The sequence below is a fragment of the Flavobacterium sp. UBA7682 genome (genome assembly GCF_002482945.1).
In the GTDB taxonomy this organism is placed as follows: Bacteria; Bacteroidota; Bacteroidia; order Flavobacteriales; family Flavobacteriaceae; genus Flavobacterium.
In genome coordinates this window covers 65,149-77,165 of sequence record NZ_DLGY01000033.1, presented here as the reverse complement: position 1 = coordinate 77,165, position 12,017 = coordinate 65,149, and the positions used below count along the sequence as shown (strand labels likewise).

General features: G+C 31.7%; 15 protein-coding genes. All 15 read right to left on the bottom strand.

The genetic code is table 11. The annotated features are described in order from the left end of the window. Positions 1 to 2: 2 nt before the first annotated feature. The 15 genes from B3C16_RS08910 to B3C16_RS08845 all read right to left on the bottom strand — a co-directional run bounded on the left by B3C16_RS08910 (position 3) and on the right by B3C16_RS08845 (position 11,917). Positions 3 to 215, bottom strand: coding sequence for a hypothetical protein (locus tag B3C16_RS08910; protein WP_291131011.1), 213 nt, complete (start codon positions 213 to 215; stop codon positions 3 to 5). A gap of 35 nt (positions 216 to 250) precedes the next feature. After that, positions 251 to 649, bottom strand: a complete 399-nt coding sequence (locus tag B3C16_RS08905) for a hypothetical protein (protein WP_291131009.1) — start codon at positions 647 to 649, stop codon at positions 251 to 253. A gap of 72 nt (positions 650 to 721) precedes the next feature. Then, entirely contained in the window at positions 722 to 1,522 is an 801-nt protein-coding gene (locus B3C16_RS08900) for an endonuclease/exonuclease/phosphatase family protein (protein ID WP_291131007.1), read from the bottom strand. Between the two features lie 2 nt (positions 1,523 to 1,524). Next, a complete protein-coding gene (locus tag B3C16_RS08895) occupies positions 1,525 to 2,664 on the bottom strand; it encodes a hypothetical protein (RefSeq protein WP_291131005.1) in 1,140 nt (379 codons plus the stop codon). A 1-nt stretch (position 2,665) separates the two neighbouring features. After that, complete coding sequence (locus B3C16_RS08890; RefSeq protein ID WP_291131003.1) at positions 2,666 to 3,334, bottom strand: potassium channel family protein; 669 nt, start codon at positions 3,332 to 3,334, stop codon at positions 2,666 to 2,668. 6 nt (positions 3,335 to 3,340) lie between these two features. Further along, on the bottom strand, positions 3,341 to 3,940 hold the full coding sequence (locus tag B3C16_RS08885; protein WP_291131001.1) for a hypothetical protein: 600 nt from the start codon (positions 3,938 to 3,940) through the stop codon (positions 3,341 to 3,343). A 10-nt stretch (positions 3,941 to 3,950) separates the two neighbouring features. Then, positions 3,951 to 4,460, bottom strand: a complete 510-nt coding sequence (locus tag B3C16_RS08880) for a hypothetical protein (protein WP_291130998.1) — start codon at positions 4,458 to 4,460, stop codon at positions 3,951 to 3,953. A gap of 1 nt (position 4,461) precedes the next feature. After that, a complete protein-coding gene (locus tag B3C16_RS08875) occupies positions 4,462 to 6,225 on the bottom strand; it encodes a hypothetical protein (protein ID WP_291130996.1) in 1,764 nt (587 codons plus the stop codon). Between the two features lie 9 nt (positions 6,226 to 6,234). After that, positions 6,235 to 7,782 carry a DUF4407 domain-containing protein gene (locus B3C16_RS08870; RefSeq protein WP_291130994.1) on the bottom strand — a complete coding sequence of 516 codons (1,548 nt, stop codon included), beginning with the start codon at positions 7,780 to 7,782 and terminating at the stop codon, positions 6,235 to 6,237. 2 nt (positions 7,783 to 7,784) lie between these two features. Further along, the gene (locus tag B3C16_RS08865; RefSeq protein ID WP_291130992.1) at positions 7,785 to 9,011 is read right to left on the bottom strand and encodes a DUF4407 domain-containing protein; all 1,227 of its coding nucleotides are present in this window, start codon (positions 9,009 to 9,011) and stop codon (positions 7,785 to 7,787) included. After that, positions 9,008 to 9,532 (bottom strand): hypothetical protein, encoded by a 525-nt coding sequence (locus B3C16_RS08860; protein WP_291130990.1) that lies wholly within the window; start codon positions 9,530 to 9,532, stop codon positions 9,008 to 9,010. Before B3C16_RS08860 ends, B3C16_RS08865 begins: the two co-directional genes overlap by 4 nt. A 2-nt stretch (positions 9,533 to 9,534) precedes the next feature. After that, positions 9,535 to 10,005 carry a DUF6804 family protein gene (locus tag B3C16_RS08855; RefSeq protein WP_291130988.1) on the bottom strand — a complete coding sequence of 157 codons (471 nt, stop codon included), beginning with the start codon at positions 10,003 to 10,005 and terminating at the stop codon, positions 9,535 to 9,537. Between the two features lie 106 nt (positions 10,006 to 10,111). Further along, the gene (locus B3C16_RS16500; protein WP_414655262.1) at positions 10,112 to 10,351 is read right to left on the bottom strand and encodes a DUF4236 domain-containing protein; all 240 of its coding nucleotides are present in this window, start codon (positions 10,349 to 10,351) and stop codon (positions 10,112 to 10,114) included. Between the two features lie 163 nt (positions 10,352 to 10,514). Further along, positions 10,515 to 11,570, bottom strand: a complete 1,056-nt coding sequence (locus tag B3C16_RS08850) for a type I restriction endonuclease (RefSeq protein ID WP_291130986.1) — start codon at positions 11,568 to 11,570, stop codon at positions 10,515 to 10,517. Positions 11,571 to 11,578: 8 nt separating this feature from the next. Continuing rightward, positions 11,579 to 11,917 (bottom strand): YegP family protein, encoded by a 339-nt coding sequence (locus tag B3C16_RS08845; RefSeq protein ID WP_291130984.1) that lies wholly within the window; start codon positions 11,915 to 11,917, stop codon positions 11,579 to 11,581. Positions 11,918 to 12,017 lie beyond the last annotated feature (100 nt).

The window sequence follows — 12,017 nt, the reverse complement described above, 5'->3', positions numbered from 1 at the left end:
AGTTAATCTTCCCAACCACATAAATCCAAACCTTTTTCTTTGGCTTGTTTGAGGGTCACTTTGATGACTTCGTGTTTACAAGCGCTTAATCCTCGACAAAATTCTTTTAAGTGGTATTTTTTAGCTCCCTTACTATTGCAGATATATACATTATCGGCAATATCAATAAATGATGCTAAGGTCATGAAGACCAAAAGTAATGCTGCTTTTTTCATTGGACGACTTTTAAAGTTTTATAAAGATAGCGATTTTAATCCACAGTGAGTTCGTATTCGTTTCCATCACTATCAGTAGCTTTTAGTTCGCCATAGCCTGTCCATTCGACGTTAACCTCAACTTCTTCCCCATCGGCATTGGTGATTGTACCGGTTCCATATTTATCTTCCATACTTACATTGCCGGTCACTTCGTTTCCATTGTCATCATATCCTGAAACATCATAATTATAGTCGTAATCGCCGCTGGTTCCTGTTCTGTATTCGTATTTGTAACTAGTGTCCACATGAACCGTTTTTAATTCTTCTGCGGTCAAATCTTCGGCGTTAGCCGGGACGAAGTCTTGCCTTTGCTCCTGCTCCTTTTGCTTGCAGCTTATTGTTGATAATATGGCAAAAATGACTATTATTTTGAAAAGGTAGGATGTTTTCATTATTTGATGTTTTTGGTTCTCGATACATTCCGTCTCGTTATGAATAACGAGACGGAATACTCGAACTGACGTTTACTTTAGATTTATTTGGACTGATAAAGGAATGTGGTCTGAAACCTCTTTGGCCTTAGCAAAATCATTAAAATCTTTGTAGAAATGAATTGCTTTGGGATTGCTAACTTCAATTGAATTACTGTTGTACCAGATATTATCAAATTCATTAGAAAGACAATTGTTATTTTCGCAGCTTCTTTTTAGTGACGTCTTTTGGTCAATAAAAGCTGGCTTATACCCCATCTTTTTTAAGGGATTGAAGACAGTATGCGACTGTGGGCAGTTGAAATCACCCAGAAATACTATATTGAGATTGGGGTATTGCGCCGGAAGGTTTTTGAAATGCTTAATCTCGGTTTCAGGTTGTTTGCTTTTGGTGATGGCGTGGTAATTAGCTAAAGTGAATTGCTTGTTGTTATATTCAAATGTGGCATAATAGGGTTCGCGATCAATTAGCAAACTGTATTTTTTCTCCAACCAAGGTTTGTTTATGAGATTAACTTTAGCGGTTTTCCAAAGGAAAGCGTAACGTTCTGTTTTATAGGCAGAACTGCTGGTTGGGTCGCTAATGGCGTAATCCCACTTGGCTCCTTTTCGGTTGAGTTCGTCTGCTAGTTTGGCCACGGATTGAGCGCCACCATCACCGGCAACTACTTCCTGCAGAGCCACAATATCATAAGCTTTGACCGTGTTGGCAATATAGGTGATGGTACTGTCAGATTTTGAAGTGCCGAGGTTTTCAACGTTCCAGGTTAGGATTTTGACTTGGGCGTTGAGGCTGAATGAAAACAGGAAAATTGATATGATATACTTTTTCATACTTATCTTCTGTAATCAAAGGTGACCGGCAACTCTCTTGTGTTTATTACCGGCTCCTTAATAATCTGTTTTTCATACTTTGGATTTACTTGTTTTTCAATGTAAACCTCATCTTTAAATTTCTTATGTTCAATAATTGCAGAAACTTTTATGTTGACATCAATTCCTTGCATAATATTGTCGTTACTCATCACAACAAAATAAGTTCCCTGTAGCATTGAATCATTAGTAAATCTTTTGTAGCCAGCAACACCTTTTCCAAAATCAAACCCTTTGTACTGAAGTCCTGAATAAAATAAATTTTTATTTGTTTCATCTACTAGTCCATAACTCACATCTTCTCCCATGGATGGTAAAATCAGATTAGTCGCAGTGCCTAATGCTATAGCACCTATCGGAGTTAAAGCTGCACCAGCAAAACCCTTTACGGCCCCAACAATAACCTTTCTGTTTTGTTGCCACGCCTTATTAGATTCTTCACCTACTCCTATCCAATATGCCCAAGCGATAACTGTCCTTGATTCATACTCGCCGATTTGATTTTGTGGAAGGGTAAAGAAAATACTTGTCCTATTGCCATTCTCATTAGTTGTTGAATGCACCCTTTGGGATTTATCCATAAACATGTCTTCTATTTTCTCCTCTAATGAAATTACTTTTCTTGTTTTTTGAACTTTTAATGTATCATACCCAATTATAACATCTTTAGTATAAGAATTCCATGTTGTATCTTGTTCCTTAATCCACTTTACAGCAGTATTGAAACCTTTAAATTTATCCTCCGACGGAATTCTTTGAATTTTAACTTTGCATATTCTACCTCCTAAAGAGCTATTGTAGAAACGAAATTTATATACGCCTTTTGTGTTTACATTGATTACTTTGTTAGTCACCTTTGATGTCTTAAAATCTGAAAATTTTGAAGCAGAGGGGAACTCAATTATTTCTACTTCCTTTACTTCTTTTCCATCTATCTCACTTAAATTAAAGATTATCTGATCTCCTTCAGCAAAGCCAAAATACATTACTTCTTCACTCAGTGCTTTGACTTTTATTGTCTGTTCGGTGACGTCTATAGCATTTTGAGCATTTAGTAATTGTATTGACAAGAAGGCAATTCCCAAAAATAGTTTTGTTTTCATATTATTCATTGTTATCGTTTTTAGACCCTATTAAAAACCATGAAGACGCAAAAGCGGTGAAAGTACCAAAGAGACCAACTCCTCCGGTCATTAAGATAGCGGCTATAATTCTACCCTCTGTTGTTACCGGAAACTTATCGCCATATCCGACAGTTGTTATTGTTACATAAGCCCACCAAATAGCGTCTTCGGCTGTCTTTATATTACTTTCAGGCTTATTTTCAACCTGCAAAATTGCTATTGATGAAAAAATCAACAGCATGACAGCAATGATAGAGACTGTTGTAAACGTTCCTTGTGCTTTGTTTTTGAAAATATGGCTTACTAGTTTCTTTGTTGACCTAAAAGCCCTTAAAATTCTAAGTAATCTGATGATTCTCAATAGTCTTGCTGCTCTAAAATAATCTATGACAGGAATTATTGAAATTAAATCAATCCAGCCCCACTGCATGAATTTTAACTTATCAGGTGCGTTCTTAAAACGAATTATAAAGTCTATCAAAAAAATAAAGCAAACCGTATTATCAATATAATCCAGGAGCCTTGAAGTTTCTTTTGGCAAAGTACAAAATGTATCAATCAGGAATGAACCTAAAATATAGATTGATAAAACCAGTATTAATAAATTGAAATAGGTTAGTTTTTCGGATTTCGTTTGGGATTGTGTCATAAATTATCAATGTAGCATATCATTAAAAACAGAATTTAACTTTTCGAATTTTAAAATACTAAAGTTTTTACCAGGCAACCAGAGATTATTTTGATATTCATATAAAATTGAAAAATCTGTACTTTGAAGATACTTTTGTAAAATGTTCTTTGCCTTTTCACGATTAATTTTTATTGTCAATTTATGTGCATTGACATACTTTTTATAGTCGTCGTACTCTACAGGAACTGCGGTTACTGTAATTTCATTTATATCGGTTTGAGCAAATGCCTGAAAAGCCACATACACTATATCCCTTTTTACTATTTCCTCCTTTACACTTTCTAAATCTTCTTGCAAAATTGGTTTGGATACTTGTACATGCAAAGAATTTATATCTGTTGAAATAAATTTTAAAGTATTCTTTTCTTCACTAAAATCATTTGCATCCAGTAACATCTCTTTAACACTGTTGAATTTGGGCAAAATCATTGCTTTTGCATTTTTACTCTCTATTTGATTCTCTTCTGAAGATTCTATATTTTGCTCAAGTTCAGTTTCAGCATTGCTGTCTGTTTTACAACTTGTAACAATTGACAATACTATAATTATAATTATTTTTTTCATTTATTTACGTTTAATGATAAAAAGGCGTTTCAACTACCGGCGCAAACCAACGAAGTAAATGTTCGAAAATACTTATTAGTGAAAACACTAAAAGAACTAAAACTATTCCTTTCAAAATAAAGTAGCCAATATTGTTTTTTTCAATTTCATAACTATCAACTCTATTTCCCATAGAGAATTTGAATATTGCGTTTACGACATACCAAGATAAAAACGTAAAAAAGAACGTAAAGCCAGTAAATATAGCTATTCGTTGCATTACTTCCAGAAAAGTATTTTCTATTGTTTGGGAATAAATAATTACTTCAATTGCATTCTCTGTTTGCTCTAAAGCTACTTTTAAAAGCATAAAAAAAGTAATAAAAATAGAAGCTGACCAAATAGCATAGGACGTATTAATCTTATCCTCCGTTTCAGATTTTACTTTTAGTTTTTTTGCCAGAAACTGAATTGCCATTATCATTAGAGCTGTTGCTACAACCGCTACTAGGCATGTAAAAAATAAGCTTTGTTTGTTCATTTTACTTTGATTTTAAGGATATTCTCCAATTATTAAGATTTGAAATTTCATTTGGAATTAATCCCGGTTTGACATTTTGTGTGGTAGTTTCCCAAAGAATGTATTTTTGATTGTTATATGAATATGATAAGCCATTAAGTGGAAGATTAACGCCTAAGATTGAATGCCCATAAAATTCACTACTCATTAATGCTACATCATAATTATAGTGTGAGAGTACTGTATAAAGCAATAATGTTCTTGTATCACAATCACCATTTAGATTATATAGAAACTCTACTGGCGTATTAATCCCAAATCTTTGGAAGCCACTACATTTTGCTTTAGGATTAGAGAGGTATCTTCTTGTAAAATTATCACTGTAAAGATTTGCGTCACAATTGTCCTCTAAAATTAGAACATACGGAATATCCTGTACAAATGATACCACCATTTCTGCAAATTTAATATTGGATAGTTTTCTATTTGATTGAATACTGTCAAATAGTTTATACAGACCATCTAACTTGGTTTTATCATTTTCTTTCAGACTATATACAATCTCATCATAACTGCTAATGTTTGAAGAGCTGATTTGTAAATTAGTCTTATATAAACCTGCCTTTCTTACATCACTTTGTTTGAGTGTATAATAACCTTTGTAATTATTGCTATCATAATCCCTCCATTCTCTGTATTTTTTTATCAGATAATCTTTTTCATTATTTTTTTGAGTATTTGAATTATCAATTTTATTCTCTACTATTGGCTCTATTGTTTGCGTTGTCTCTTCCTGGGTGTCAACTGTAGTTGGTGGTGGATTATATCTAACAGAATTATCATTAAAAGCATTAATAAGCGATCCAATAAACGCAATAAGAAGAACTATTCCAATAGCTCTAAAAATCCATTTTAAGTATGGTGCTAATAGACCGATTAATAAAATTGCCAAATAAAATAGTATAAAATATCCCAAGCCTGGGAGAACTGCTATTAGGAATCCTAAGAATATTAAAACTCCAATAAGCGAGATAAAATCACCTAAACATCCTGAGTTGCTATAAAATGTATTGTAACCTGCCTTATTTCCATAATACTCCCATTTCCCCCAAACATTATCGTTATGATTTCTGCATTTAAATTCTTTACGGATATAGCTGCCTTTGGTTTCTGTTTTTCCTGTTTCAACATTACTTGGTATACACGGAATAGGTTCAGGAGGAATAGGCGGGTCATCTGATTGAACAGTGCCTTCAAGTACTGGACCAACTATTTCCTCCACTTCTTCTCTTTCAAAATCAAAAACATATCCAGTTATGTATGCATTGAAAGAACCAAAAACTTGTTCACCTTCCGTTTGATGCAACTTTCTAATAATTGAAAATTCAAATAATTTTGGTTCAAGCACATTGATACCAAAAGTTTTATCATTGGCGGAAATGATTACTGGTAATGTTTCCGGCAGCTTACTCTTTGGGAAAACTGATCCTTTTATTTTCTTTTGATTGTCAATATTTTTGAAATCATTTGGAAAAACAAAAGGTTTGTTTTTACTGAAATCATCAATTGAATTGCATGTTACCTCAGCTTCGTAGATTTCAAAATCATATAAATCAGATTTATCATAATCATCAGGAATTTTGTCTCCTCTATACTTTCCTGAAACCATTCCTTTTAAAAAGGTTTTTCTTGGAGTTAAGATTTCTTTGGTGACTTTAATGTAATCTAACCCATCCTCTCCAACAAAAGGTTCTTCTTTGATGATATTTATTTTTTTTTCTATCATTGGAGTTGATTATAAATTTTCATCATTTTCAGGTTGGTTGTAAACAAAATCTAAAAGACCTACTTCGGTATTTTTTATAGATACATTTTGAGTTCTTTTTGTCCTGAAAGGACAATCTAACCAGTATTCATACTTTATGACAATTTCGTTTTTGTATTCTTCTAATATTTTAGATGTTAAGTAATGGTGTTTTGAGAGGTTTACTTTTTTTAGTTTTTCAAGTAATGGAAGCAAACGATTCATTGAATTACCATTAAATTTTCTAATATTTTCAGTTAAAATTCCTGAGAATTGTTTTTTAGCATCATCATATTCTTCTAATATAATTCTATGCTCAATAAGCATTCTTTGAAAATAGTAATCTGACGTTCTAATATCTCTAGCATTTATAGTTTTAATTTTCTTTTCTAACCAATCAAAATCTGTTGTACTAATCAACTCTGCTCTCAGTTTAATCAATTCATGGTTTTCTTTATTGATTTCTAAAAACATTTTAGCTGAAATATCTCTGGCGTAATATTTGAGCCCAATCGGAAGTAAAAAGGCTAAACATACAATTACTGTTATTAGCCAAGACACGGGGTTTTCAATCAGCAACAATTGTAATGTTTTAATATAAAAATTGCTTTTATCTAATAACCTATTTAAATTATTATAATTGCTGATTTTTTCTATAACTAATCCTTCCAACTTAGACTTGTAATTATCGAAGTCAGATTTTAAAGTTCCAGAAATTGTTATACTTTTTAGATTTTGAACAAAACTTTCATCACTTGTAATTTGATTATCCAAAAGAGTTTCTAATTTGTCTATTATAAGTTTCTTTTTCTGATTTTCATTTCTATTTAAAAAGACATGATTGTCAATATTATTTAATTGATTTAGTTTTTTAGTAGATTCTTGTAAAAAGATTCTATCAGTATCAATTTTTGCTGTAATTGCTGATAAATAACTTGAAACATTTTGGGCATGATTTATACTTAATTGAGTATTTACTTTATTGTTAAACTCTCTTTGATTTATAACTTCTGCTTCAATTAGATGTTTATTTGTTAAACTGTAAAGCTTAACTCTTTCTTGAATTTTATGCTTTTCTAATTGGGTCTCTACAGTTGATGAAAGAGCTGAAAAATTTAAAGGTTGAGCAATTATCATAGCTAGCAGCATCATAAATGCAATACGTAAAAACATAGATAATGATAAAAATCCTGCTTTTTCTTCGGACTCATTATAGAAGGCATTGTCCTTTCTTCTTTTCTTTTTAGAGGCTAAAGGTATAATGGCAGGTGAAATAGTATGCAACAACAGTAAATACATAATTACCACCATTGCACCCCAAAGTAAACCTATTGACATACTAACGCATTCTGAACCTTGAAATAATGAATAACTAAAAAGTGTTGCACTAAAAAAACAACCGACAAAGATTAACAGCACGAAAAAACCAATCAGGGCAAAACGACGCTGAATTGTTGATTTACATCTTTTCAAAATATAGTTGTCCTCACCAGAACAAGTGAAAAGAAAAAGTCGTAAGCTATTAAGTGCTTTATTCATTTTTATTCAATAGGTTTTATATAGTCATCTGGATTGTCATCTATTTTTTTCATTTCGCGTTCTTTGTATTTTTGAACGGCATATGCAGTTAACTCCTTTTGGATATTGGTAACCATCATTTTTTCATAAATTATTCGTTCTGCTTCATGATTAATGGTGAGATGTCGTTCTATTCCTTCTTTATCTTTATACTTATCATATTGTACTTCAATTCCATATTCCGCTTTTAATAATTCATCTCGATTTTCAGCCAGATAATCATAGGTGGTTTTAGTCAACATTAATTTGAAGAAAATTGGTGTTAGCTCTATTGCCATAAAAAGAAGGGTTATAAATAGCGATATCCAAAAGCCTGCTACTTCATGAGCAATTTTGATTCGCTCGAGAAGTCCGTCTAAGCCATTAGCGATTTTTGTATTATTATTTCTTTCTATTTCTTTCTCTATTCTTAAATCCTCTTTTCTTTTATTTAAAACTTCTATATCCTTTTTATTATCAGAATTAAATTGATTGAGTAAAAGTTCGTACCTAAGTCTTTCACTCTTCAATGATAATGCTACAGGTCCTTCACCTCTACCTCTGCCACCTTGACCTTTAGTCATTTCCTCAGTATATAAATCATTATATTTTTTTATATTATCAATATAAAAATTTCTTTTTGAGTCTAAATCTCCAAATTCAACAACAAGTGCTTTCTCTCTATCAGCATAAGTTTTATCAACTTTCGCTTGATACTCTGCTTGTTGTTCTAACTGCTTTTCTCTTAACTTAATATCAATCTCAGTTTTAAACATTCTTATTTCTACCGGTTTAGAAATTGTAAGTGCTATAATCATTCCCATTAATATCCTAGGTAATGCACTTTTCAATTCTCCAACTGTAATAGCTTCAGTTCCATCACCTTTTCCTGTACTTGTAACAATAAATCTATCAATATTAAAAATCATTAACCCCCAGATTATTCCAAAGAATAATGCTAGAAAAACGGTATTCATGTCCACAGGGTTTTCTATGGCTGAGCCTCTTTTTTCAAAAATGGTATAAAAAGCGTAACCTCCAGCTAATCCTGCCATAGCTCCAGTTGCAAAAACAATTCCTCCAAGACACATGTATTTTATTTGGTCTGAATAGGTAGCTCTTTCTAGTAGATAGCGGTCACCACCTGCACATTTCCAAAGAAAGCGCATCACGCTTCCAGATTTCGGTAATTCGTAATAGTCTCTTTTCATATAAAATCAGTTTGGTTAAAGGTTGTGTTTGATATTATTAATGGTCTATGATTTACTTCAATGTTTGGAATTTCTACAGTAGGTTTCTTGATATCGCAGTAAATATCAGGATGAGTCAATTTAGGTGTTGATTTTTCTTCTAATTTTAAGTTTAAATTAGAGAAAACTGTTTTGAAAGTTGAATTTTCAAGAGATAGCAGTGGTTCAAATTTTAGTTTATAAATGTTTTTTCTAAAAAAACCATAGACCACTAAATCAAATTCTTTCTCTATGTTTTCTAAGTCGAAAATCTTGATTTGCTTTTCTAAAGTTTTATTTTTTCCAAAACGGAAATAAATAGCATTTCTAAATCTGTAGTTTATTACTATATAACTATTCTCAAAAATGTGCTCTTTTGCATAGTTTAAATAGATTTTCTCAATTCTTTTTCTTCGCCGAAAAAGAATAATAAAGAATCGAACAATAACAACTTTAATAAAGTTTAACTTTTCGAGAAGATATGTCAAATACTGTGAAAACAACCTTATTGCTTTTTAAATGAATAACTAAGAAATAGTATTGATGCCACTATATCTATAGGCATCCATAGCGATTTTTGATAAAGGTAGATTGGGATAATGGGATTGAAAACTATTGAGGTAATTCCAAAAAGTATGAGCCAAATAGTTAATCCTGCTTTGAATTCTTTAGCAATTATAATCAACGATGTGATAGTTACAAGTATTCTAAGAAAAGTATAATAACCTATTGGCAAAGGGGCTAAAGCTAACAATAATGCAATTACAACTATTAAAAGTGTTCCTTTCATAAATAACCTGCTTATTGTTAGAGAATTATAAAAATAATTATTTTTTTTAATACAAAAAGTATTATTAATTTTTCTTCTTCTTAGAAGGTTTTTTACATACCCCACAACTTCCTCCCTGTTTAGCACAATGCTTACATCCTGTACAATTTTTGCAAGCGCTACAGTAATCTGAACCAGAACAGCCACGTGCTTCGCATGTTGATGCAATGTTTTGCTCAACTTTATTTTCGTTAGTTTGATTACACGAAATCAATAGTAAAATAAAAATGGATAAAAATGTTTTCATAATTTTCTATTTAAATGTTTGGTAAATTGAAATTCCCAATACTATATAAAAAACAAAACTTAACAGACATCCTTTTGAATTTGCTGTCTTTCTGTATGATAGCCCGGGTACACCGGTTTTAAGAGAATATCCTTTTGTACTAAAAGAGCCTAGTTTAGTTCTTACACTTGGTGATACTCCGGATTTACTTAGGTTAATTCCAAATCCTTTACCTATATTAATTCTTTTATTAAATCGGAAGCCCATATAATCAGATATTAAAACCAATTTTAACATTTTAGACTGCAACCAAAATACAGTCTAATATTTTTTATTAACACAAATGCTCCTTTTAAATTCGTTTACCACCGGAACAACTGTATGCAAAGCCATTCCGGAGTAAACGTTCCACAATTATTTTGTTATAATTTTATTCCACTTCATACAACCTAACGGTTTCCAGTAACTCTTTTTCAAATTGGTAAATATCATCTACCGATTGAATAGGTTCTCTCTTTTCATTTTTGTCATTATTGAAAAGGCCTATATACTTTTTACCTCCATTAAGATGTAAACGACATAATGGTTTGCGGTTATTGTCATCTAAGAGAATCCCAAAATAGGATTGCGTATCACGACAAATTATTCTATTTACAGGAAGCTTGCGTCTCAAAATGGCAACTACAATTCTATATCCTTCCATTTCTTCTTCGCTGGTAAAAATTTTACTTTCATCTTCAACAGTTTCAATTTGATCGACTCTTTGATTTTGGGCTTCTTTGTTCAGCGCAGCATTTAGTCGGTCGTTGATTTTCTCATTGATGAATTGATTAAATCCTTTGCTGACCAATTCTTTGAATTCTTCCATTACTTTTTCAGTCAATCTACCGGAATATACTTTATTAGCAAAAAGCTTCACAAAATCAAAAGAGGGATTGGTCAATTCATTATCAATTTGCTTTCTTATTTCTTTGATATACTTCAAAGAACTGGCATTACTGACTATATTATTGACATCAAAACTTGATTTATGAAATTTGGCAATTTCGTTAATGCTATTGTCTTTTAGATTGGTGATATCAAATTCGAGAAATGGCTTTTGATCCATTTTGTTTTTCTCATCCAAATCGGTAAAAAATTGGTAAGTAATTCCGTTTGTAAGCAAAGCAAAACGAGTTTTTGAAACATGAAAATATCTGAAAAGTTGTGAACCGTGAACAGATAAATTATCTTTCCAGTTTTTGCATTCAATGATTAAAATTGGCTCCCCATCTTGAATAATCGCATAATCCACTTTCTCTCCTTTCTTCAATCCTAAATCAGCGGTGAATTCGGGAACTACTTCAGTAGGATTGAAGGTGTCGTAACCTAATATGTTTATAAAAGGTAAAACAAAGGCATGCTTCGTTGATTCCTCTGTACCGATTTTGTCTTTTAGCTGATTGATTTTATCGGCGAGGGTTTTGAGTTGTATTTGTAGTTCCATGGGTTGGTTTATGATAAGTCTTCTGTTCCGGCTACCGGTGCATCACTCTTTGTTTGTTTAATGCCATTATCTCTATCAGTAGAAGTTGAATATAAGTTGCTTAAGCCAATTGTTTGCCCGTTACTTGGTGATTTTAAGACAAAAAAGAATTTAGAATTTTCAGACACCTTTTTTTCATAATTCTTGTCATCTGATGAATTTGTCTTTACAGACTCTATCCCATTCTTACAATTTTGTTTAGAAGTATACATTTCGCTTTTTAGAATAATTTCTTCATCGGAAGACCATAAATTGAAGTAAAATTGGTCGTTAGTGCTTTTTTTGATAATAAATTTTGGGAATTTCATGTCTATTATTTTTTTAAATTAATACTCAAACTTAAGTTCATTATAAATGAGTTTTTTACGGTTTTCCGTAAAGGCATAAAAAAACACCCTTAAGGGTGTT